Genomic DNA, 24,407 nt, shown 5'->3' with positions numbered 1-24,407 from the left:
CTCATATGTCGATCAAACGTCGGTTCCTGGCCAATGTATCCATGTTGATGTCGGGCACGGTCGTGGCTCAGGCCATCACCCTGGGGTTTTCGTTTGCCCTTACCAGGCTGTATGCGCCGGCCGAATATGGTCATTACTCTATCTTTATGGGATGCGCCTCGGTGCTCGCTGCGGCTTCCACCGGGGCTTTCGACCGCGTCATCATTCTCGAGAAAACAGATCGTGAGGCGCGACAGGCCGCAGTGATGGTGTTCGTCCTTGCATTCGGCATGGCCATCGTCGTTTCGGTCGCAGGCATGTTGGCGGTTCTAGCGGGGCTTTCAACTCTTTTGCCGCTGACGGGTTCTGACCTGATACTGTTCCTGCCGACTTTCATGATTTGTGGCGCTGGTGCGCAAGTATTTCTCTATTCGAGTCTTCGGGAAGATCGAATTCGGGGATATGCCGGTTTCAAGGTCGGTCAGAGCCTACTGACGGGCACGATCCAGGTCGGCATGGCTAGTCTGAAGGCCGTACCGGGCCTGATCATCGGAACCATCCTTGGCTGGCTTCTGCTTTTCACAGCCGGTCTTCGTTGGCGCTTGTTGGGCGGTTCGTTGCGGCGCGATCTGCAACCCAGAACTCTGCGCGCTTTTGGTCGGCGTCATTGGCGTTATCCGCGGTATATCATGCCTAACGAAGTGCTGGACAATCTGTCCAACCAAGCCCCGGTATTCCTGATTGGAACCTTCATGTCGTTGACGGTGGCCGGTCACTACGGGCTTGCTCTAATGATGCTGTCAGCCCCTGCCGCCGTGGCAGGGCAGGCGGTCGCCCAGGTGTTCATGCAATATATGGGGCGCTACGGGGATGATCCCACGGCATTGCAATCGATGATGATCCGGATATGGATGGCCATGGCGTTGATTGGAATCATTCCGTTCGGGGCCATTTTATTTGGTGGCGATGTCATTTTCGGAGTAGCGTTCGGAGCGGGCTGGAACGAAGCTGGGCGAATAGCAAGTTATCTATCGATTCTGTTGTTTGTTCGGTTTGTGAGCGCGCCGACGAGTACTGTGTACCTAAAACTGGCGATGCAACGCGAGCAATGGCGTTTTGTTGTGGCGGCGGCATGCTACAGGACCGCGATCTATAGCCTCGCCACTTTCGAAATCGACATTGCTACGATTCTCATGCTTCATGTCGCTGTGGAGGTATCTGCGATCTTTATTTACAATCTTGTGGCCTTGCGCCGGCTATGGGCGCTGAAAGCCTCTATCCCCCAGCGTACCGGCGGATGACTCATGTTCTTCATCTCTCGACCTGGCATCCCTATATTGACGGAATGTCGGGGATATTCGTGGTCGAACAGTGTGCCGCGCTGCGTGCTGCGGGTCTGGATGTGGGGCTGATCTTCTCGCGAATTCAGGGGTTGCGCAGTTTCAAAAGCGATCGGGCCCTTCGCGGCCTTCCCGGTTTTGTGAAGCTGGATCTCCCGATCCCGGCGTTCGGCTTCAAGAGCTGGAACGTCCCTGGCATGAATGCGCTTTTGCCTCGTCTGGCCATGGTTATGCTTCGCAATCGATTTGCTGCTTATGTGAAAGCCAGAGGGCGACCCGACATACTGCACGCACATGTGGCGCTGGAGTCCGGCCCTGCCGCGCGTAAGATCGCAGCGGAATTCGGCTTACGGTACGTCGTTACGGAACACTCCACGGCTATCCTGAACGGGGGGCAAACAGGCACGCAGCTTGCCGTAGCAAGGGCGGTCTACCGTGATGCTCACTGCGTTATTGCTGTATCAAAAGTATTGTCTGACCGTATTTTGGATATATGCCCTGACGCTAATGTGCGGGTGATCGCAAACGTGGTGCGCGATTCCGTTTTTTCGCTACGAAAACCGAATAGGAATATGCTGGACGGAATAATTGTTGTTTCTATCGGTGTATTGGCTTCTCACAAACGGTTTGATGACGCGATCATGGCTTTGTCTCAGTTGCCTATAGATATGAAGGGGCGGATCGAGCATCGAATTATCGGTGATGGTCCAGAGCGGGCAAGGCTTGAAGCCCTAGCCGCGCGCGGCGGGGTGCGGACCAAATTTTACGGTAACTTGACTCATGTTGAAGCGATGCGGGCTCTAGCCGACGCTCGCCTGTTTCTTCACCCGTCATCCTATGAAACCTTCGGGGTTGTGCTGGCCGAAGCAATGGCGCTCGGGGTGCCTGTTGTAACTACGCTGTGCGGGGGCCCCGAGACATTCGTGACCCCCGAAACGGGTAAACTGGTCCCTGTCGGAGACATTGAGGCGCTGCGGATTGCGGTACAGGATGTTCTGGATCACCCCGATTTGTGGACCGGGCGAGCTGGAACGATCGCCCAATATGCACATGACCACTTCCACGAATCGAGTGTGACTTCCGCCATCAGGAAGACGTATCAATGAACCTGGTCCCTATATACCGGCGGTTCGCATTGGGGTTGATCGCGGTAACGCAGATATTCTCTTCCGTCCTCGTGGTTCCGGGAGGAGAGGGTTTGGGCGCGAGCGTCTTTCGCGTCCTGGTCCTTCTTATGGCGATCGGCCTCTTCCTTACGGTCGGTTTTTCGTCGGTCAGTCGCTGGCCAGGGCGATCGATCGCCGTCGCGGCCACGCTGAGCGTGTGGATGATGGTCTCCCTAGCTTGGACGCCGGATCTGCTAACTGGTATAAAGCAAACGTCATATCTCATTACGCTCCTATTGCTTATATATGTTATAGAAAATGTTGTAAAGGATCGAGAAGACTTTACCGCTTTCTGTAAAATAATTTCAATTTTTGGTGCAATTATTACAGTTCTTTCGATATATGAAAGCCAGACTGGTAATCACTTTTTTAGATCTTCCATACAGGATTCTGCCGATTTCGACATGTCGAAGCTATACATACAAGAAGGGATCGCGTGGTTTACATTTGATAATCCAAACGATCTTACTGTTCATCTTGCGATATGCTTCTTCTCTCTCGTTATTTGGGAAGGTAAATCGATAATATCGAAGTTTTTGTACGTGGCATACTTTTTAACTGTCTTGTATGTATGCGATTTGCTTGAATCTCGAATTATTTTATTCTCAATCATTTTGTTTGTCGTTGTGTGTCTTGCCATCGGCAAGATGCGGAGGCCAATGGCTGTGGGGCTGCTCGTTAAAGTAGTCCTAATCGGCAGCGGCTTGATGATGGTGCTAGCTTTGGCGCTGTCCGCGCAAGTTGAGAGCCTGGACGTATCGGGCTTTATCCGTCTCCAGCTTATCTGGAGCGGGATCGTTATGTTTTTCCAAACCTTTATGTTGGGCATCGGAACTGGCGGCTTTGAAGCGGAGATGTGGACAGGTGGTTTTTTCGGCGCGACCTATGGCTTCGCCAATCCGCATAACGCGTTGGCCAGAATTCTGGCAGAGAACGGTATTATCGGGATTGCCTTGTTCGGTTTCTTGCTTGTCGGGCCGGCGATTGCGATCAGTTCGGCACGTGTTGTGAACCGGACAACCGCATTTGTGGCGGGCATGACTATTGCAATGCCACTATTGCTTTCGTCGGGCAGCAACCCCTTGTCCGCATCATCGATTCAATTCGCGATCGCGCTTCTCTGGGTTGGGTGTCGATTTCTCGACAACAACACGCTATCGGACCCGGCCGATGCGGCCAAACAGCCAATTAAGGTAGCTATGCCGCAATGATCATCCATTTTACCACCGTGCATCCGCGTGACGACTCCCGGATTCGGTCGAAGGAAGTGTCCTCGCTGGCACGTCAATTCGGCGACGTAAGCTTGTATGTGCAGGATGGGCTGGGCGATGAAATCGATGTCGCCGACGGCTATCGGATCGTGGACACCGGTCCTCGACTGCGTCGCATCGCCCGGATGACGCTCGGCGGCTGGCGGATGTTCCGCGCGGTCGCGCGCGCGCGGCCAAAGGTTGCGCATTTTCACGATCCTGAGCTTCTCCCCTGGGCGATCCTGCTTCGGCTATATGGGATCAAGGTCGTTTACGACGTTCATGAAGATGTGCCTCGACAGGTAAGGTTCAATCCCACTCTGCCTGTCATTGCGCGGCGGTTTCTCCCACCCTTCGTCAGTCTCGCCGAATGGATCGGGGCGCGGCTGATCAACGGGCTTATAGTGCCGACGACGACGATCATGAACCGTTTTCCGCCCAGCAAAACTGCCTTGGTCCGCAATTATCCAATGCTGGAGGAGTTGCATACTCCAAACGCCACTCCGATGCGCGAACGCCCTCTGGAGATTGCCTACGTTGGCTATATTTCGGAGGGGCGAAACATCTCTGGCATGATGAAAGCTGCCGCGCGATTGCCTTATCCGGAGGCGCGGCTCCGGCTTGTTGGCGAGTTCGCGATTGCAGAAATGGAGCAGAGTGCACGCGCCATGCCCGAATGGCAATCGGTGCGGTTCGATGGTTGGGCTTCCCGGCAGGAAGTCGCTGATGTTTTAGGTAACGTACGGGGCGGCTTGGTCGTTATTAAGCCGATCGCGTACGAGATGCTCACATTACCGATCAAGCTCTTCGAGTACATGGCCGCGGGCTTGCCCGTGATCGCGACCGATTGCCCACTTTGGCGATCAATCGTAGAGAGCGCCGGGTGCGGACTTCTTGTTGATCCGCTCGATGTCGATGCAATGGCGGCGGCGATGACTTGGATCATCGAACATCCCGAGGATGCCCAGGCGATGGGAGAGCGCGGGCGATTTGCGGTGGAGGCGGAGTATAACTGGGACCGGGAATCGGCCACACTCATCGGTTTCTATCGTCGGCAACTCGGAGTTGGCGGCATCTCGTAAGGCTTCACGGAAAACAGGTCGGGGCTTGCCGAACATATGGCGGCTTTGCGCCCCAACGGAGAAATTATTTCATGTGCGGTATTTTTGGAATCATCTCGGCTGCTTCATGGCCCAAAGGCGATCTGGTTGAACTGACCCGCTACGCGCAGCAGCGGGGCCGCGACTCCAGCGGCTTGCTGTTCCTTCGCGACGACACCTATCATGTGCATCGCGCCGACTTCCCGATCTCTCGGCTTCTGACTGAATCTCGTCCGTACGGTACGCCGGTTGTCATGGGACATAGCAGGTTGATCACCAACGGGCTTGGCGACAACCAGCCCGTGCTGCGCGAGGATATATGCGTTCTCCACAATGGTATCGTGGTCAATCACGAAGCGATCTGGGAGGAAATCGGCGAGCAGCGTCATCTGCAGATCGACACGGAGGTGATTCCGGCGATCGCCGCGCGGCATCTGCGGCAGGGCGGCACGGTAGGGGGCATCGCGGCCGCTGTCCTCGGCTTGTGCAAGGGGGTCGTCGCATGCGCGCTGACGCTTCCCCGGCTAGGAAAACTGTGTCTCTTCTCCAACAATGGAAGTCTCTATGTAGGTAGCAAAGGCGATGCGGTCTATTTTGCTTCGGAATCCTATCCCCTCACGCAGGTCGGATGCCTCGATATCGAGCAGGTTCGTGAAGAAGGGCGGGTCATCGACATTCCGGTGTCCGATGGCGCCTATATTGTGTCTGACAAGGAGGGGCGGGGGACGAACCTCATACCCGATTTGATCCTGTCTTCTTCAGAGGAAAAACTCCTCGTTGATACGAAGCCCGACGTGCGCCGATGCACGCGCTGCGTCCTGCCGGAGACGATGCCGTTCATCCGGTTTGACGAACAGGGCGTGTGCAATTATTGCACCAACTACAGGCTGCGCAATGCACCGAAGCCCAAGCAGGAACTCTTCGATCTGGTGGCGCCGTATCGTCGCGCTGTCGGCGCGGACTGCGTCGTTCCCTTCTCGGGCGGGCGCGACAGTTGCTATGCTCTGCACCTGATCGTCAACGAGCTCGAGATGAAGCCGATCACCTATACCTATGACTGGGGAATGGTGACGGACCTTGGCCGCCGCAACATCAGCAGGATGTGTGCGGAACTCGGCGTTGAGAATATCATCGTCGCCGCCGACATTGCGAAGAAACGCGACAATATTCGTAAGAATCTGACTGCATGGCTAAAGGCCCCCGATCTAGGAATGATCAACATCCTAATGGCGGGGGACAAGCACTTCTTCCGCCATGTCGAGACGGTCAAAAAGCAGACCGGCATTTCGCTCAACCTATGGGGCGTCAATTCGCTCGAGACGACCCACTTCAAGACAGGATTCCTGAATGTTCCTCCCGATTTCGAGGAAGACAAGGTCTATAGCAGCGGGACGATGAAGCAACTGCGCTATCAATATCTGCGTTTCAAGGCGATGATCCGCAGCCCGGGCTACTTCAACAGCTCGCTAGGAGACACGCTGCTGGGCGAGTATTATCGTAGCTTCCACGCGAAGACCGACTATTTTCACGTGTTTGACTATTGGACATGGGAAGAGCCGCTCGTCGATCAGTGCCTGGCAATGTATGATTGGGAAAAGGCCCCGGATACGGCGACGACCTGGCGAATAGGCGATGGCACCGCCGCTTTCTACAACTATGTGTATCACACCGTAGCGGGCTTTACCGAGCACGACACTTTCCGCAGCAACCAGATCCGCGAAGGGCAGATGACCCGGCAGGAAGCGATGGTGCTCATCGAGGACGAGAATCGGCCGCGCTATGCAAACGTCAAATGGTATCTGGACGCGGTCGGACTCGATTTCGCAGAGACGATCGGCATCGTGAACGCCATTCCCCGCCTTTACCGGGACGCGCGCCAGTGAGCGCATGCCTTTGGTATATTTCGAAATATGTGGGTTTCCCCGCCGATCGGGTCGGCGAACGGGCATTCATGCTACTCCGCGAGATCGCGCGCAAGGGCCATCATTGCATCATCGTAACATCTAACTCCAGCCATATGCTGGAACGGCCTGGCTTCGAAGGTTTCCACAAGACCGAACAAATGGACGGCGTGGAGGTTTGTCGGATTCAAACCCTCAAATACAGGGGAGCTAAATCGCTGGGGCGTATCCTCAGTTGGCTTCATTTCGAATGGCTGCTGTGGCGGTTGCCCAAGCAAGCGTTTCGCAAGCCCGACGCTGTGATCGTCTCCAGTCTGTCGCTGCTGACGATATTCAACGGGTTTCTCCTGCGTCGTCGATACGGTTGCCGCTTGATCTTCGAGGTTCGCGATATCTGGCCACTCACGCTGATTGAGGAAGGGGGGTTCTCTCCGCGCAATCCGTTCGTCGCCGCGTTAGGGATCGTCGAGCGCCTTGCCTACCGGTGCAGCGACGCCATCGTCGGCACGATGCCGAACCTGAAGGAGCATGTAGCCGAACAGATCGGCTCTTCGCCGCCGGTTCACTGCGTGCCTATGGGAATCGATACGGCACGGATTTATGCCGCCGAAACGCTGCCGCTCGACTATGTCGCCGTCCATATTCCGAAGGACAAGTTCGTCGTTTGCCATGCGGGCACGATCGGTGCCACCAATGCGCTCGATACCTTGTTCGATTGCGCGCGTATCATGCGTGACGATCCCCGGATTTACTTCCTCATTGTCGGCGACGGCGATCTCAAGGATCATTATCGGACGTTATGTGCCGACCTGCCCAATGTCGGTTTCGCGCCCGCGGTGCCGAAGGCCATGGTTCAGGACGTGCTGAAGCGGTGCGATCTGCTCTATTTTTCGGTCCATGCGTCTGCAGTGTGGAGGTTTGGCCAGTCGCTTAACAAGGTGATCGACTATATGCTGGCCGGTCGGCCCATCCTTGCCTCATATACCGGCTATCCGTCGATGATCGATGAGTCGGGCGGGGGCTCCTACGTGCCTGCCGGAAACGTCGAGGCGCTTCGGATGGAAATCCTCCGCTATGCCGAAATGAGCCCGACCGAGCGCGCTGCGCTCGGCGCTGCTGGGCGTGACTGGCTGTTGGACAATCGGGCATATAATCGCTTGTCGCAGGATTATCTTGAAATTGCGCTGCCGACGCAGGTTGCCGTATAGTTTCAATGGATATGAAAAGAGCATTTGATTTCGTTGCCGCGCTTGCGATTCTCAGCGTCGTTTCGCCCGTTTTGGTGGCGCTTGCCATTCTCGTCCGGGTCAACATGGGAAGTCCCGTTCTATTCAGGCAGGTCAGGCCCGGCTTTGGTGGCAGACCGTTTGGTATGGTGAAGTTCCGTTCCATGCGAGACGCCTATGATGGGGATGGCAATCTCCTGTCCGACGCAGATCGAATTACCCCATTGGGGCAATTTCTGCGCGCGACCAGCCTCGACGAATTGCCTGAACTGTGGAATGTCTTGAAAGGGGAGATGAGTTTGGTCGGTCCCCGACCATTGGCCATGGCATACTTGCCGCTCTACTCGCCGGAGCAGGCGCGCCGCCACGAAGTGAGGCCTGGCTTAACCGGCTGGGCTCAAGTGAATGGGCGCAATGCGCTTACCTGGAGCCAAAAATTTTCCTATGATGTTTGGTATGTCGACAATCGGAGCCTGTGGCTCGACATAAGGATACTGCTAATGACGACAAAGGTTGTCGGGATGCGGATCGGGGTAGCGGCCGGAGGGCAAGCGGAAGTCGAATCGTTCGATGGCACAAACTGAAGAGCAGCAGGCAGATCTCCAGACGATCGGCGGGCATTTCTCAGCTATCGTTGATGAGCATGATTTTCCGCCGCCCGGACGATATGGATATGAATCGGCGCGCTCCTGTCTTTACGCGCTAATCAGGGCGGTGGGGGCGCGGCGCGTCCACATACCCAATTACATATGTGACGCTGTTCCCAAGGCCATCGCGAAAGCGGATTGTGCGATTGAACCTTATGCCATTGGTCGCGATTTCGAGATGGCCGGGAAGATCGATTTCCAGGATGGTGACCTGATCCTGCTCGTCAACTATTATGGATTATGCGCCGCTTCGATCGAGAGACAGTTGGCCAAATTGCCGCACGACGCGGTTGTCGTTGATAATTCACAAGCCTATTTTCAGTCGCCGTTCGCCTGCCTTGCCAACATATATTCGCCGCGTAAGTTTCTGCCCGTTCCGGATGGAGGATTTATAGAAACGGCTGTCACGCTTTCGCAGGAACCGGCGGACGAAGACGCTTCATTTCGTCGCATTCGATTTCTGTTGAAACGTGTAGGAAGCGAGCCCCAAAGATCGCGGTCAGACTATCTCGCTGCCGAGAATAGCCTTGAAGAACCGACATTGCGTGCGATGTCTGCCTTGACCCATGCGCTGGCACGTGCGACCGACCAAGAATTCATTGTCAGGCGACGGAGCGAAAATTTTCGGGCATTTGCCGAGACGCTAGGGATCAATGAGCTTGGTTTCGATCTTGGAAATCAGGTACCCCTCACATATCCCCTTCTGTTGAAAAATGGTAGAGAGGTGCGTTCATCCCTCATCGAAAAAAAAGTGTTTACGCCAACCTACTGGCCTGGCCTTGACTCGACCAACGAATTTGAATTCCTTATTTCGAATAATACTGTATTTTTGCCAATAGATCATAGATACGATGCGCAAGATATAAAGTATATCTGCGATATTTTATCTGTATATTTATAGGGTGATGTAGATGAATATAATTGGCGACAGAATAACGCTCCGGGCAATTGAGGAGCGAGATTTGCCCTATCTGCAACGTTGGGCGAACGATCCAGATATTCAATCCATGCTTGGCGGATGGCATTTCCCGATCGGCGAGAGAGATCAAAGGAAATGGTTCGAGACTTTGGCGTTTAACTCCACGAACCAGCGTTTTTCGATAGAAACAGAGAGTGAGGGACTGATTGGAACTGCCAATATTGTGTCGATCGATTGGCAAAACAGAACGGCGTTCCATGGTATGCTTCTAGGTGAAAAATCCGCGCATGGTAAAGGATATGCGCAGGAAGTTATAAAGACGATAATGAGGTACTCGTTCGATGAGCTTGGTCTGGAGAGGCTCGACGGAGACATGATCGAGTATAACGTGCCATCAATTCGGCTCTATACAGAGAAATGCGGATGGAAAATAGAGGGCGTGAAGAAGAATTGGTATTATCGCAGCGGGAGGCGATGGGATAAGGTAGTGGTTGGTGTAATGAAAGAAGATTACTACAATCTGATAAATAATATTCCTGAGGCGTAGATAGTTGCTGGTTGATATAATAGGTGGAGGTCATGAATGGCGCAGTGTTTTAGAGAATATTGGCCACTATGATTTTGCGCATAGCTTCGATTTTCATCAGATCAGCATGGCTCGCGGAGAAGGCGAGCCACTCGCGTTCGTAGTCCGTGACGATAAAGGGGCAGCGGTTGCGATATGGCCGGTGCTCAAGCGCAGGATCGGCGATAGCGATCTGTTCGATTTCACGAGCGTGTACAGTTATGCAGGCCCACTTGTTGCCGCCGGGGCAGATGGCTGCGCGGCGCTTGCGGCGATTATCGAGGCGATGCGGCACTACGGAGCCGTGTCACTGTTTTCCCGCATGCACCCCTTGTTCTCCAGCCAATTGGACCCGGATTTCAGAGGCACCGTACTCGGCGACATCGTGGTGATTGATGTCGGCACCGATCCTGACGTGACGAACGGCTATCGCGGAAGTCATCGCCGCGAGATTGCCAAAGCGCACGCCAAAGGCGTCGCAGTGTTGGTCGAGGCCGGCCCATCAGCTGTCGGTGATTTTCACGCGATCTACATCCAAGCCATGAACAAATTGGATGCGGACAATTTTTATTTCTTCGATTTGGATTACCTGAAGCGGCTCGCTGAATCGGATGATTTCAGAACATTTTTTCTGTTCGCAACATATGAAGGAAGGAAAATCGCGGCGTCCATGTTCATGGTCACCGGCAAGATCATGCAATATTATCTGAGTGGAAGCATTTTTGAGTTTCGCCAACTCGCTGCATCCAAGGCGATCATTGCGAAAGCCCATGCGCTGGCTCTAAAGCTCGGTGCAGAACAGATCGTTCTGGGTGGTGGAGTAGGCTCCCGCCAAGATGCGCTCTTCGCGTTCAAAAGAGGTTTTTCTTCGCTACTGTTCCCGTTTCATGTCGCGCGTCATGTCTTGGATGAAGATCGCTATACGGCTCTTTGTGTGGCGCATGGAGTCAGTCGCGAAAGCACGCAATTTTTCCCTGCCTATAGGGCTGGGTTGCGGGAGGTCGATCCATGCTGAATACTCCGTTCTCTCCTTGGCCCAACTTTTCGGACGAAGAGATCGAGGCGGTCGCGGCGGTGCTGCGGTCGAACCGTGTCAATTACTGGACGGGCGAAGAATGCCGGGCGTTCGAACGCGAGTTTGCAGACTGGGCGGCAACCAAACACGCGATCGCGCTTGCGAACGGAACCGTCGCGCTCGACCTGGCGCTGCACGGGCTGGGTATTGGCGCAGTGAACGGCGGGCGGGCGGGCGATGAGGTGATCGTCACACCGAGGACTTTTCTTGCGTCGGTCTCTTGCGTCGTGAATGCGGGAGCTCGTCCGGTCTTTGCCGATGTCGATCGGGAGAGCGGTAATCTTTCGGCCGAGACAATTGCAGCCGTGCTGACACCTGAAACCCGCGCTGTTATTCTGGTTCACCTCGGTGGTTGGCCGTGTGACATGGACCCGATCATGGAGCTTGCCGAATCGAGCGGATTAAAGGTGATCGAGGACTGCGCACAGGCGCACGGCGCGCGCTACAAAGGGCGGAGCGTCGGGTCGATCGGGCATGTCGGCGCCTGGTCCTTTTGCCAGGACAAGATCATGACCACGGGCGGTGAAGGCGGCATGGTCACCACGAATGATCGGGACTTATGGTCGAGGATGTGGTCGTTCAAGGATCACGGCAAGAGGTGGGAAGCGGTTTATGAACGGTCGCATTCGCCTGGCTTCCGCTGGTTGCACGAGGGTTTCGGTACCAATTGGCGGATGATCGAGATGCAGGCTGCCATCGGCCGGATTCAGCTCCGTCGCATGCCCGCATGGACGGCGGAAAGGCAGAAGAACGCCGATGCTATCCGGGCAGCCACCGCACCGTTTTCGGGGAGCAACGGGCCGGTTCGCGCTCCGAGGCTCCAAATCCCTGGATGTATGCATGCCCAGTACAAGCATTATGCCTATGTACGACCGGAGCGATTGGCAGAGGGCTGGGATCGCGATCGCATCGTAACCGAAATCGGAGCGCGAGGAGTTCCCTGCTTCCAAGGCAGTTGTTCCGAAGTATATCTGGAAAAGGCGTTCGACGACACCAGTTTTCGACCGGCTCAGCGACTGCCAGCGGCGCGTGAGCTTGGTGACACGAGCCTGATGTGGCTGGTCCACCCGGGCCTGACAGAGGAACAGGTGGCGCTCACCGCCACGGTGACAAACGAGGTGTTGCGCGCAGCCAGCATTTGATATCCGCAGTATCGCCAACGCTCTCGTTGATTCATGAGATTCGCTTCGTCAACTGTGCAACCCAAATCGCATCGGGTGTATACTCTGGAACCAGCCGGTGGATGATCTCCATCATCAAGACCGGGTTTCCGCTACCTCGGATGACCTCGTCGATTTCATGCAATGCTTGGGTAATCGTCGACCAGGGCCATAGCTTTTCCTGTGCCCGCAGAATGCGCGGGTGATTAGTTGGTTCGGGATTGTCGCCGATTAACAGTTCCTCATAGAGTTTTTCTCCGGGACGCAGTCCAGTTTCAATGATTTCGATATCGCCATCGGGTTGCTCGCGATCACGCACGGTAAGGCCCGACAGCCGAACCATGCTGCGCGCGAGATCTACGATACGGACCGGCTGGCCCATATCGAGAACGAACACCTCGCCTCCCTTTGCCATTGCGGTGGCTTGAATGACCAGTTGAGCCGCCTCCGGAATGGTCATAAAATAGCGGGTGATCTCGCGGTGCGTGATTGTGATCGGGCCACCGGAGGCGATCTGCGCCTTGAATAGAGGTACGACCGATCCGCTGGAACCCAAGACGTTTCCGAAACGTACCATGCTGAAAATCGTCGAAACGTCCGGCTTTTCTGCATACGCCTGAAGAATGAGCTCGCAGATTCGTTTCGATGCGCCCATTACGTTCGTCGGCCGGACAGCTTTGTCGGTGCTGATCAACGTGAAATTGGCGACGCCGACGGCTTCAGCGGCTTCGACGCTGTGGAGTGTACCCATAACATTGTTGCGGACGCCGGAAATCGGATTGGCTTCTACCAGTGGAACGTGCTTGTACGCTGCGGCGTGGAAAACCGTATCGGGACGATGATGACGGTAAATCCGTATCATTGTTGATCGCTCGGCAACGGTTGCGAGCTCGATGGTCAGCGGTACGTCATAGCCGACGGACTTCATCATGTTCCGCAGTTCCTGCTCGATCGAGTATAGAGCATACTCTGATTGCTCCAGCAGGATCAATTTCTTGGGATGGCACAGTACTATCTGGCGGCAAAGTTCGCTGCCAATCGAACCTCCGGACCCTGATACCAACACGGTCTTTCCGGCGATGGTCTTCCCCATCAAAACTTGGTTCGGCGCCACAGCTTCACGACCCAAAAGTTCGTCGATCTGGATTTCGCGGAGATCGTTCACGGTTACCGAACCCTCGATAATGTGGGTTAGACTTGGAAGTGAGCGAACATAGACGTCAGTCTTTTGAAGCCTTTCAATGATCTCGCGGCGTCGCCCTCGCGATGCGCTTGGTATGGCAAGCAGAACTTCATCAACATCGGTATCTGACAGAAGCGTTTCGAGCCTGTTTGTGTGAAACACCGGGATGCCGTCTAGCCTCTGGCCATCCAGACGGACGTCGTCATCCACGAAGCCGACCAGGTAAACCTGTGTTTCGTGGCGCAATGAAAGCGCGAGCTGCTGTCCTGCACGCCCGGCGCCATAGACCAATACACGGCGTGCCTTGGTGGAAATGATGTTGAGCAGGTCGAGCAAAATGAAACGTATGGTGATCCGGCTTGATGCGAGCAGCATCAGAAAGATGATCGGATGAAGAATCGCCAGCGTCCGCGGGACTACTGGCCAGCGGAAGACAACGAATACGATCAGTAGCGGTATAGCAAGCGTGGCGCATGCGATGGCAAGTCCGGCTACCGTGCGCGCACCCGAAAAACGTATCAGCGAACGATAAATTCCAAGCAGGCTGGCGATCGGATACCAGAATAGCAACGCCACGCCGGCGAAGCTGATTACCGGCGCCGAAAAGAGGTTCCACGTGCCGAGACGAAGCGAGTAGGCAATCCAGACCGCCATGATGCAGAGAACACCATCCATGATCGCCGCAACGAAGCGACGCATGTCGCGCGTTTGATTAACCAAAAGACGAAGCACTCGCGCCGGGACGGTCTGCCACGCAGTTTCGTCAACCATAGAAATGTCCCGGCCTTTTTCCATTAGATCATAACCCGCCACGGACATGCGCCCGCGAATTACCGATGATGCGGACGCCGGATGGCAGAAAGGGACAATAAATTCAATCATGCGGATAATCGTCAAGGTCATCTCACGATACCTGCCGCCTGTTCCGTGCGCCCGCAGGTTCCGCGAGCCTTGCAATAGCTGCGTCGAGGATCGACATAGAAATCCGGCAGGAGCGCGGCATGAATTTCCTTTTCGATAACACTTTTTGCGATCAGATGGAGGGGTTCTACGCCCCTGCCGACGCAGCAAGGCCGTCGAAGGCGATGTCCCTCGCTATCAACCACGCGCTGGCGGTGAAATTGGGACTGAAGAGTGCTTGCGCATCTAACGAAATGCTGGCTCAACTGTTTTCGGGGTTCGCGCTTCCCGCCGGAGCCAGCCCGCTCGCCTTGGCCTATGCTGGCCATCAATTCGGCCAATTCTCGCCCCAGCTCGGCGACGGTCGTGCGCTACTCCTCGGTGAAATCATCGCGCCCGACGGCGCTCGTTTCGATATCCAGCTCAAAGGATCGGGTCCTACCCCTTTTTCGCGTAACGGCGACGGCAAAGCAGCGCTCGGCCCGGTCCTACGCGAATATCTCGTGTCGGAGGCGATGGCGGCAATGGGGGTGCCCACCACGCGCTCACTTGCCGCTGTGGCAACGGGCGACCGTGTGCAGCGCGAGCGGTCGCATCCGGGCGCGGTGCTCACGCGGGTTGCGAGCAGCCATATTCGGGTTGGGACTTTTCAGTTTTTTGCGGCGCATTTCGGTGTCGATCATGTGGTCAAACTGTCCGACTACACTATCTGGCGCCACTGGCCCGAACTGGCCGCTGCCGCCAACCCGCACCTCGCCCTGCTCGACCGCGTCATTGGCCTGCAATGTGAGCTTGTCGCGCGCTGGATGGGCGTCGGGTTCGTCCACGGCGTAATGAACACCGACAATGTCGCGATCTGCGGCGAGACACTCGATTATGGCCCGTGCGCCTTTATGGACCGCTTTGCGGTGAACGCCGCGTTCAGCTCGATCGACACCAACGGGCGCTATGCCTATGGCCGCCAGCCGCAGATCACGCATTGGAACATGGCGCGTTTTGCCGAGGCGATGTTGCCCGCGATCCATGCTGTCGAACCGGCCGACGTCGACGCGGCCAAGGCGCTGGTCGACGCGATTCCCGTACGGTTCCGGGCAATATGGCTCAGCGAAATGCGCGCAAAGCTGGGCCTGGGGAAGCCGCACAAGGATGATGAGAAGCTGATCGATTCGCTGTTTGGCGAGTTGGAACAACATTCCGTCGACTTCACTTCCTTCTTTCGCGGGCTGGCGCAGCTGCTCCGCGGCGATGGCGATATGCTGCAATCGCTTTTGCCCGATGCCGAGGCGATGGCGCCGTGGATCGCCGACTGGTGGGCACAGCTGGAGCGCGAAGCGATCGCGCCGCTTGAACGCGCCGATGCCATGGACGCGGTAAATCCGCTCTATATCCCGCGCAATCATCTCGTCGAGGCTGCGCTGGTTGCGGCAGAGGAAGGGGATATGGCGCCTTGGCATGCGTTGCTGGAGGTCGTGCAGCACCCCTATGTTCATCGCCCGGAATGGGACGTTTATGCGCACCCTGCACCCGAAGATGCGGCGCCCCATGTAACCTTTTGCGGCACTTAATGGCGCAACCAGCGGTCGGTCGTTCTGCTGTAGTTGAGCGATCTGGTCGCGGCTGTTAGAGCGCGCTGTACCACCATCACAGGAGAACAGCGCCAGTGCCGAATGCTTCGGTCAAAGTCACAGTCGTCGGCACAGGTTATGTCGGGATTTCGAACGCGGTGCTGCTCGCGCAGCATAATCGCGTGGTGGCACTCGATATCGACCGCCGCAAAGTGGACGAAATCAACGCGCGCCGATCGCCGATCGCCGATCCGGAGATCGAGGAGTATCTTGCAACGCGCGCGCTTGACCTGACCGCGACCATCGACAAGGCGACGGCTTATGACGGTGTCGATTTCGTCGTCGTCGCGACGCCGACCGATTATGATCCTGACACCAACTATTTCGACACGAGCTCGGTCGAATCGGTGATCGCGGATGCGCGGGAGTTGGCGCCGGGCGCGCTGATTATCGTCAAATCGACCGTTCCCGTCGGGTTCACCGACAGGATGCGCGCCAAACATGGCAGCGACGCGATCGTCTTTTCGCCCGAATTTCTTCGCGAGGGGCGCGCATTGTTCGACAATCTGCATCCCTCGCGGATCATCGTCGGCAATACGCATCCGCGTGCCGCGGAGTTCGCCCAGCTTTTGCTTTCCGCCTCATTGAAACCTGATGCGACCGTATTGCAAACGGGCAATACTGAGGCCGAGGCGATCAAGCTGTTTGCCAACACCTATCTCGCGATGCGCGTCGCATTTTTCAACGAACTCGACACCTATGCCGCGATGCACGATGCCGATTCGCGTCAGATCATCGAAGGCGTCTGCCTCGACCCCAGGATCGGCAGTTTCTATAACAATCCTTCCTTCGGCTATGGCGGCTACTGCCTGCCCAAGGATACCAAGCAGATGCTCGCCAATTATCGCGAAGTGCCGCAAAATTTGATCCAGGCGATCGTGGCGTCGAACACGACGCGCAAGGATTTTGTAGCCTCGGAAATCCTCAAGCGCGGTCCGCGCGTCGTGGGCATCCACCGCCTGGCAATGAAGGCCGGGTCGGATAATTTCCGCGCCAGCAGCATCCTCGGGGTGATGAAGCGGATCAAGGCCAAGGGGATCGAGGTGATCGTCTATGAGCCATTGATCGACGACGAGCGCCTGTTCAACTCGCGCGTCGTGCGCGACCTGGCCGCGTTCAAGGCCGAGGCGGACGTCATTATCGCCAACAGGTTCACCGACGAACTGGCCGATGTCACGGACAAGGTTTACAGCCGCGATCTGTTTGGCGTCGATTCCTAGCAGCTGCGCGGGACGTCCGCGTCCCGGACGACGGCGTACGAAAATGCGACGAAGCGAAGGGGAAACAGGGCTTTGGCCGCGTAGAATCCGGTTGCGCCGCGGCAGCGTGCCAGCCAGAGATGCCGTATCGACGGCTGACAGATGCAAAACCCTGAAACCTCCAGTGATTATCACCCGGCGCGCCTGATGCGGTTGCGACCGGTATTGATTGTGTCGGCCTCGATCGTCGGACTGGCCGGGACGGCTTCTGCGAGCGCGCAGCCGGTTGCACCGCCAGAGGTCGTGCCGACGGTGGCACCAACATCCGATCCGGCGATCGCGGCGCCGACCCCGCCACCGCCCGGCGTGGCATTTCCCGAGGTGGCGCCGATTATCAGCGACGAAGAGTTTGAGAAGGCGATCCCGCCGATCCCGGTTGAGGATGACCCCGAACTCGATCGGCCGCTCGAAACGATCGCCGAGTTTGAAAAGCGTCAAGCCGCCGCGCCGACCGCCGCGAGCGATTCGGAGGCTGATGCGCCGACACCCGCAGTCGATGGCGTCCCGATCCCGGCGCTGGCCGACGGCGATGCGGTGGAGGTGATCGGCGATGCCCCGATCACCGACAGCGAACTTGCGGCACCTTTGCCGCCGCTTGAAAATTTCGATGTCGAGCCTGTCGAATTTGCCGAGGCTGAGGCCGACGATGATGATGTCAGCGTCGCATATGCCGTCCAGGTCAACGGGCTCGCGCCCGCCGATGACAGTACCGACGTCGATCTTGCCGACCTGTTTGGCGATTTGTCGGCGCTCTACGACGGCGATGGCAAGGCGGACAATGCCGCCATGGTGCGGGCGCGACTGACCGCCGACGGCGAGTTGATGCAGCGCATCCTGGCTTCCGAAGGCTATTACGATGCCGTCGTCGAGACACGGATCGATCGCGGCGAGCGCGAAGAGCGGCAGGAGGGGCAGCCGCGTCAGCGCCGACCAATCACCGCGGTGATCGATGTGACGCCCGGGACGCAATATCGGCTGGCGGAGATCATCCTGAAGGCCGATCCAACCGTGCCGCCAAACCTGATCGCCGACAATTTCCCGCTGAGTGTCGGCGAACCGATCGTCGCCCAGCGGGTGCAAGGCGCCGAGGCGGCGATCGCGCTGAAGCTGCCCGAAGAGGGCTATCCCTTTGCCGAGGTCGGACAGCGTGACATCCTGCTCGACGGAGCGACCGGTGACGGCGTTTATACGCTGCCCATCGACATCGGAAAACGATCGCGGTTCGGCGGGATCGAGACGACGGGCGATCTGGCGTTCGACGCCGAACATGTTGCGGTGCTGGCGCGCTTCAAGCGCGGCGAGCTCTACGACAGCCGCAAGGTCGACGACCTGCGGCAGGCGCTGGTCGCGACCGGCCTGTTCGCCACGGTTGCCGCCGAGCCGCAGCCAACGGGCGAAAGCGCGGGCGACGATACCGAATATGTGACGATGCTGGTGACGCAGCAAGCGGGGCCGCCGAGGACTTTGGCGGCGAGCGCTGGTTATGGGACGGGCGAGGGAATCCGCCTCGAAGGCAGCTGGACGCATCGCAACCTGTTGCCGCCCGAGGGCGCGCTGATCTTTCGCGGGGTCGTCGGGACGCAGGAGCAGGGGCTCGGCGCGACGCTGCGCCGGTCGAACGCTGGCCGCCGCGACCGCACTTTTGAGCTGGTCGCTGAAGCGACGCGAAGCAATTACAACGCGTTCGAGGCGATCACCGGCCGCGTTGCGGCGCGAGTCAGCTATGATTCGACGCCGATCTGGCAGAAGAAATTCACCTATGCGTTCGGGGCCGAACTGATCGCGACGAGCGAAGATGATTATGATTTCACCCGCGGCACGCGCGATCGCGATTTCTACACGATCTTTGGGCTGACGGGGCAGGTCGGGATGGATCGTACCGACAGCCTGCTCGATCCGACCAGGGGATTTCGCGCGACCGCGCTGATCCAGCCCGAAGGCTCGCTCGCCGGGCAGTTTTCGCCCTACGCGCGGACGCGTCTCGACGTCAGCGGCTATTATCCGGTCACCGACAACATCGTTTTGGCCGGGCGGGTGCGGGTCGGATCGATCCTGGGCGCGGCGCGTGAGCGGCTGGCGCCATCGCGGCGTTTCTATGCCGGCGGTGGCGGGTCGGTGCGCGGCTTTGGCTATCAGGAACTGGGGCCCAAGGATCCCAATGACGACCCGATCGGTGGCCGCAGCGTCGCTGAAGCGGCGTTTGAGGGGCGCTATCGCTTCGGCAATTTCGGCGTCGTCGGGTTCGTCGATGCCGGACAGGTTTATCGCGGGTCGGCGCCGACATTCTCCGACCTTCGCTTCGGCGCCGGGATCGGCGCGCGCTATTATACCAACTTCGGGCCGATGCGACTGGACGTCGCGACGCCGATCGGGCGCAAGCCGGGAGAGGCATTGGTCAGCGTCTATGTGTCGATCGGACAGGCGTTCTGATGGCCGACGAGGCGCCCGTGGCCGCCGACACGGCGACGGCGGCGAAGCCGCGGAACTGGCCCATGGCGATTCTGCGCTGGATCGGCCTGTCGCTGCTGGGGCTGGTCCTGTTGTTCGCGCTGTTCCTGGTCGGACTCAACAGCGATGCCGGGCGGCGCTTCGTTGTCACCCAGATCGAAAAATATGAATTTGAAAATGGGATGAAGATCGGCATCGGTCGGCTCGACGGGTCGCTCTATGGCCGGATGGTCATCCTTAACTTCACGCTGTCCGATCCGACGGGAGTGTTCCTCGAATCGCCCGAGGTCCGGGTCGACTGGCGGCCGATTCGCTATTTCGCCAACCATGTCGATATTCGTTCGGCGACCGCGGCGACGATGACGATGCGGAAAATACCCGCGTTCAAGGTCGTGCCCGACACGGGCGAGCCGCTGCTCCCCGATCTCAACATCGACGTCGGCAACCTGCGCGTCGATCGCTTCATTTTTGAGCCTGCTGTCGCCGGCGAGCGGCAGGAGGCGCGCTTGAATGGCAAGATCGCGATCGCCGACCGGCGGGCACAGATCACCGCCAATGCCGCCACGATCGGCGCCAATGCCAAGGGTGACACGTTGGCGCTGCGGCTCGATGCCGTGCCAGAAGCGAACCGTTTTGACGTAGGGGTGGACGTTAGCGCGCCGCAGGGGGGCGTACTAGCAGCGATGGGCGGCTTTGACCAACCAATGACTGCCAAGTTGGCAGGGCGCGGCGACTGGAAAGTCTGGAACGGCAATCTGACCGCCAATCTTGGCGCCGCACCGCTCGCGCGACTGGCGCTGACGGCACGCAATGGCACATTTGCCGTGAAAGGCGCCGCGCAGGCGTCGCGACTGTTCGACGGCCCGACCGCGGCGCTGCTCGGGCCGGAAACCGCGGTGGATGTGACGGCCCGGCTCGCCGACCGCAAGGCCGACCTCGACGGTCGATTGTCGTCCGACGCCTTCCGACTGGGCGTGAGCGGCGGGGTCGACCTCGGCAACAGCCGGTATGAGGCGCTGCAACTGGCATTCGTGCTGCTTCGTCCGAGTGCGGTGGCGCCCGCGGTGCGGGCCAATGGCGTGCGGGCGATCGCGACGCTGGATGGCGCATTCGACGTGCCGACGGTCGAATATCAGGCGAACGCCACGACCCTCGCGGTCAACGACATCGTCGTCGAAACGCTTGCACTCGCGGGTAAAGCGCGCGTCGACGCCGATCAGATTGTCATCCCGGTCGCCGGGCGCGCAGCGCGGATTCGCGGGCTTGATACGGTTGCGGGCGGCACACTGGTCCAAGTGCGACTCGACGGCGATCTCGCTTACAGCAATGGACGGGTGCTCAGCGACAATTTGCGCCTGCGCTCGCCGCGCATTGACGCGAAGGCGATCGTCATCGCCGACCTCAATCGCGGCTTTTACACCGGCGCGATCGACGGACGGATCTACGACTATCGGGTCGAAAGCGTGGGCATCTTCGATATCGATACCGACGCTGATGTGAAGACCGCGCCGCGCGGTGGTTTCGAAATCGCCGGGCGCGTGCGCGCCCGTTCGACGCGTCTGTTCAACTCGGGCGTGCGCGATTTCCTGGGTGGTAATGCGACGGCGTCGGGCGACGTCCGCTACGGCACCGATGGCGTCGTGCGCTTCGCCAATCTGCGGCTGGCGGCGCCGCGCTTGCGCGTCACCGGCGGGCAGGGGAGTTATGCGCCCAACGGCCAGATCGAGATCAGTGCGCGCGCTAATTCGACCGACTACGGGCCCGTTGGCGTTCAGTTGGCCGGGACGATCAGCGATCCGCGTGCCGTCGTGACGGCGGAGCGTCCGGGGCTTGGCATAGGGCTTGCCAATCTGGTCGCGCGGATCAACGGCGCGCCGAACGGGTATCGTCTCGCCGCCACCGGCGACACCGATTATGGTCCGTTGGCAGCCGACGTCGTGCTGCTGACCGCAGCGGGACCATTGACCATCGACGTCGAGCGCGGCGATTTGTCCGGCATCGGTTTCAATGGGCGCCTGGTGCGCAGTCAGGCGGGGCCGTTCGTTGGTCAGCTCAACGCGTCGGGGCAGGGGCTGGGCGGGCTCGTCCGACTGAGCGCTGCGGGGCAACATCAGGCGGCGGCGATCAACGTCCGCGCCAACAACGTCGTGCTGCCCGGACCGGCCAAGCTGGCTGTCGGATCGGCGATCGTCGATGCCGACGTCACGCTCTATGACACCCCGCACGTCGTTGCCGACATCCAGATCGCCGAAACGCGTATCCGCGAATATGACATCGCGGTCGGACGGGTGAAGATCGATTATCGCGACGGACGCGGCAAGGCGCAGGCGCTCGTCGAAGGCACCAGCGGGGTTCCGTTCCGCGTCGCCGCCAACGCCGATCTGACCCCTGCACTGTGGCGTGCCTCGGTCCAGGGCCGCGCAACGGGGATCAATTTCCGCACCACCTCGCCCGCGCGGATCATCCCCGGCGCCGACGGTTATGAACTGCTGCCGACGATGGTCAATCTGGGCCGCGGCAGCAGTGCGCGCGTGGCCGGGCGGTTTGGCGAGGGGATCGTGATCCAGAGCCGGCTCGAGCGGGTCAATATGGCTATCCTGAACGCCGTTTACCCCGACATGGGGCTAGGCGGGCGCGCAACCGGCAGCCTCGATTTCGAGCAGGCTGGCGCAGAGAGTTTCCCGCGCGCCGATGCGCGCCTCTCGATCACCGGCTTTACCCGGACGACGGCAGCGTCGGTCAGCCAACCGGTCGATGTCAATTTTGTCGGCAAGCTGCTCAGCGACGGTGGCGAGGCGCGCGCGGTGATGCGCAAACGCGGCAGCGTGATCGGGCGCATGCAGGCATCGCTCCGCCCGCTTGGCCCGGGTGCGGGCGACTGGATGACGCGGCTGCGTGCGGCGCCATTGGGCGGCGGCATCCGCTATAATGGTCCGTCGGACACGCTCTATTCCTTCTTCGGTCCCGCGGATCAGGGCGTGTCGGGACCGATCGCGGTCGCTGCCGATTTCAGCTGTAGCGTTGCCGACCCCTGCCTTTCGGGTGTCGTGCGCGGCAAGGACATGGTCTATGAAAACCAGACCTATGGCACCCGCCTGACCAACATGGTCGTCAACGGCCGCTTTGACGGCAACCGGCTGGAAATCGACCAACTGACGGCGACGGCTGGCGACGGCAAGGTCGAAGCGAAGGGCTATATCAGTCTGGCGCAGGCCGATGGCTATCCCATGAACATCGCGATGACGCTCGACAACGCACGGCTCGCGCGCAGCGAGAATATCGCGGCGCGCGCCACCGGCAATCTGGTGCTGGAAAAAGTGGCGGGGCAAGCGGCGCTGCTGTCGGGCAGCCTGCGCCTGCCCGAAACGCGCTATCGGATTGTGCGCGAGGGGGCGGCGCAAGTGCCAGTGCTGACCGGGATCAGGCGCAAACCGGCAGCGGGACGGCAACGGATCAGCGGCGACGGGCTGGCTGCGGTCGGCGGCAGCCTGTTCGACCTTATCCGTCTGGATATTGCGTTGAAGGCGTCGGACGAAATCTACGTCAGCGGCATGGGGCTGGAATCAGAATGGATGGCCGATATCGTCCTGCGCGGAACCACCCTCGCGCCGCGCGTGACGGGTGAGATCGAGTTGGTGCGCGGGACGCTGGGCTTTGCAGGACGTTCGTTCGAATTGCAGGAAGGCCGCGTGACCTTCCCGACCGGCGACGCTTACGACCCGGCTATCCGGCTGCTGGCGAGCGATACGATCGAGACGGTGACGGTGAACGTCGCGGTGTCGGGCCGCGCCAGCAATCCGCAAATCGCCTTCTCCAGCGTTCCGGGGCTGCCGCAGGACGAAATCGTGTCGCGGATCCTGTTTGGCGATTCGATCACGACGCTGTCGCCATTGCAGGCGGTGCAGCTGGCCTCGTCGCTCAACACGCTCAGCAGTGGGGGCGGCGGATTGAGCCCGCTCGGCGCGTTGCAGTCGGCGACGGGAATCGACCGGCTGCGCGTGCTTGGCCCCGACGACACCGTCGGACGGGGAACAGCACTTGCCGCAGGGCAGTATATCACCAAGGACATCTATCTCGAGGTCATCACCGACGCGCGCGGCTACACCGCGACGCAGCTGGAGATCAGCCTGACCCGGGCGCTGTCGCTGCTCAGTCAGGCGGGCGGTTCGGGCCAGTCGAACCTCAGCATCCGTTACCGCAAGGATTATTGATGCGCGGCGCGATGACGCTGTTGCCGTTGCTGCTGCTCGCGGGGTGCAAGGACGAACCCGACTTCGAGGCGCGTTACGACAAGGCGGCGGCGGAGATTGAAGCGCGCGCCGAGGCGATGGACGCGGCGATCGCCGAATCCGAGGCTGCTGCGGCTGCTGCGGGGGAGACGGCGGCGACGCGAGCGCCGCAGGCGGAACGGGGCGGGAAAATTCCGCGCGTGTCGCCCGAGCCCTTGCCAGAAACGGTCAATCCGACTAACCCGCCCCCGTCATCTGGGGAGTAGCCAGCCGTCCAGCCGGACGGGCCACCGTGTCAACATACTCGGCCGAGAGGCCGTGGTGCGGTGGAAGCGGGATACCGCTTGGGCGAGACCAATGGCATCGACCTTCGTCCGGGCCGGGCGGCGGGTTCGATGTCCGTTGGAATCGCGAAGCCGCTCGGCCCCGGAGCTT

General features: G+C 59.0%; 17 protein-coding genes and 1 riboswitch. Of the genes, 16 read left to right on the top strand and 1 reads right to left on the bottom strand.

All coding sequences use genetic code 11. From position 1 onward, the window contains the following. Nucleotides 1-5 precede the first annotated feature (5 nt). From SPYCW_RS08240 to SPYCW_RS08195, 11 genes are all read left to right on the top strand, one after another. Nucleotides 6-1,280 carry a lipopolysaccharide biosynthesis protein gene (locus SPYCW_RS08240; protein WP_120216384.1) on the top strand — a complete coding sequence of 425 codons (1,275 nt, stop codon included), beginning with the start codon at nucleotides 6-8 and terminating at the stop codon, nucleotides 1,278-1,280. Next, entirely contained in the window at nucleotides 1,277-2,425 is a 1,149-nt protein-coding gene (locus SPYCW_RS08235) for a glycosyltransferase (RefSeq protein ID WP_172595454.1), read from the top strand. Before SPYCW_RS08240 ends, SPYCW_RS08235 begins: the two co-directional genes overlap by 4 nt. Continuing rightward, nucleotides 2,422-3,696: an O-antigen ligase family protein gene (locus tag SPYCW_RS08230; RefSeq protein WP_120216382.1), complete on the top strand. Its 1,275-nt coding sequence runs from the start codon at nucleotides 2,422-2,424 to the stop codon at nucleotides 3,694-3,696. Before SPYCW_RS08235 ends, SPYCW_RS08230 begins: the two co-directional genes overlap by 4 nt. Then, entirely contained in the window at nucleotides 3,693-4,817 is a 1,125-nt protein-coding gene (locus tag SPYCW_RS08225) for a glycosyltransferase family 4 protein (RefSeq protein WP_120216381.1), read from the top strand. The genes SPYCW_RS08230 and SPYCW_RS08225 overlap by 4 nt, the downstream gene beginning before the upstream one ends. 71 nt (nucleotides 4,818-4,888) lie before the next feature. Beyond that, complete coding sequence (locus SPYCW_RS08220; RefSeq protein WP_120216380.1) at nucleotides 4,889-6,718, top strand: glucosamine 6-phosphate synthetase; 1,830 nt, start codon at nucleotides 4,889-4,891, stop codon at nucleotides 6,716-6,718. Beyond that, nucleotides 6,715-7,944, top strand: a complete 1,230-nt coding sequence (locus SPYCW_RS08215) for a glycosyltransferase family 4 protein (protein WP_172595453.1) — start codon at nucleotides 6,715-6,717, stop codon at nucleotides 7,942-7,944. Before SPYCW_RS08220 ends, SPYCW_RS08215 begins: the two co-directional genes overlap by 4 nt. An 11-nt stretch (nucleotides 7,945-7,955) precedes the next feature. Next, nucleotides 7,956-8,546 carry a sugar transferase gene (locus SPYCW_RS08210; protein WP_120218189.1) on the top strand — a complete coding sequence of 197 codons (591 nt, stop codon included), beginning with the start codon at nucleotides 7,956-7,958 and terminating at the stop codon, nucleotides 8,544-8,546. Beyond that, on the top strand, nucleotides 8,533-9,510 hold the full coding sequence (locus SPYCW_RS18795; RefSeq protein WP_145985955.1) for a hypothetical protein: 978 nt from the start codon (nucleotides 8,533-8,535) through the stop codon (nucleotides 9,508-9,510). The genes SPYCW_RS08210 and SPYCW_RS18795 overlap by 14 nt, the downstream gene beginning before the upstream one ends. A gap of 10 nt (nucleotides 9,511-9,520) precedes the next feature. Beyond that, a complete protein-coding gene (locus SPYCW_RS08205; RefSeq protein WP_120216378.1) occupies nucleotides 9,521-10,075 on the top strand; it encodes a GNAT family N-acetyltransferase in 555 nt (184 codons plus the stop codon). 4 nt (nucleotides 10,076-10,079) lie between these two features. Beyond that, nucleotides 10,080-11,108, top strand: a complete 1,029-nt coding sequence (locus SPYCW_RS08200) for a GNAT family N-acetyltransferase (protein ID WP_145985954.1) — start codon at nucleotides 10,080-10,082, stop codon at nucleotides 11,106-11,108. After that, complete coding sequence (locus tag SPYCW_RS08195; RefSeq protein WP_120216376.1) at nucleotides 11,102-12,310, top strand: DegT/DnrJ/EryC1/StrS family aminotransferase; 1,209 nt, start codon at nucleotides 11,102-11,104, stop codon at nucleotides 12,308-12,310. The genes SPYCW_RS08200 and SPYCW_RS08195 overlap by 7 nt, the downstream gene beginning before the upstream one ends. 31 nt (nucleotides 12,311-12,341) lie before the next feature. Here SPYCW_RS08195 and SPYCW_RS08190 read toward each other — a convergent pair whose 3' ends face one another. Then, entirely contained in the window at nucleotides 12,342-14,414 is a 2,073-nt protein-coding gene (locus tag SPYCW_RS08190; protein ID WP_232014883.1) for a polysaccharide biosynthesis protein, read from the bottom strand. Nucleotides 14,415-14,512: 98 nt separating this feature from the next. Between SPYCW_RS08190 and SPYCW_RS08185 the strand changes: the two genes are divergently transcribed. From SPYCW_RS08185 to SPYCW_RS08165, 5 genes are all read left to right on the top strand, one after another. Further along, nucleotides 14,513-15,976, top strand: coding sequence for a protein adenylyltransferase SelO (locus SPYCW_RS08185; RefSeq protein WP_120216375.1), 1,464 nt, complete (start codon nucleotides 14,513-14,515; stop codon nucleotides 15,974-15,976). Between the two features lie 95 nt (nucleotides 15,977-16,071). Continuing rightward, nucleotides 16,072-17,256 (top strand): nucleotide sugar dehydrogenase, encoded by a 1,185-nt coding sequence (locus SPYCW_RS08180; RefSeq protein ID WP_120216374.1) that lies wholly within the window; start codon nucleotides 16,072-16,074, stop codon nucleotides 17,254-17,256. A gap of 141 nt (nucleotides 17,257-17,397) precedes the next feature. Next, nucleotides 17,398-19,725 carry an autotransporter assembly complex protein TamA gene (locus SPYCW_RS08175; RefSeq protein WP_232014882.1) on the top strand — a complete coding sequence of 776 codons (2,328 nt, stop codon included), beginning with the start codon at nucleotides 17,398-17,400 and terminating at the stop codon, nucleotides 19,723-19,725. Beyond that, a complete protein-coding gene (locus SPYCW_RS08170) occupies nucleotides 19,725-23,954 on the top strand; it encodes a translocation/assembly module TamB domain-containing protein (protein ID WP_120216372.1) in 4,230 nt (1,409 codons plus the stop codon). Before SPYCW_RS08175 ends, SPYCW_RS08170 begins: the two co-directional genes overlap by 1 nt. Further along, on the top strand, nucleotides 23,954-24,238 hold the full coding sequence (locus tag SPYCW_RS08165; protein ID WP_120216371.1) for a hypothetical protein: 285 nt from the start codon (nucleotides 23,954-23,956) through the stop codon (nucleotides 24,236-24,238). Before SPYCW_RS08170 ends, SPYCW_RS08165 begins: the two co-directional genes overlap by 1 nt. Continuing rightward, nucleotides 24,217-24,394: riboswitch (yybP-ykoY riboswitch) on the top strand. (Overlaps the previous gene by 22 nt.) The last annotated feature ends 13 nt before the right edge of the window (nucleotides 24,395-24,407 follow it).

The organism is Sphingopyxis sp. EG6, assembly GCF_003609815.1.
GTDB lineage: Bacteria > Pseudomonadota > Alphaproteobacteria > Sphingomonadales > Sphingomonadaceae > Sphingopyxis.
The sequence above is the reverse complement of the archived record's forward strand: the minus strand, read 5'-3'. Positions and strand labels throughout refer to the sequence as shown.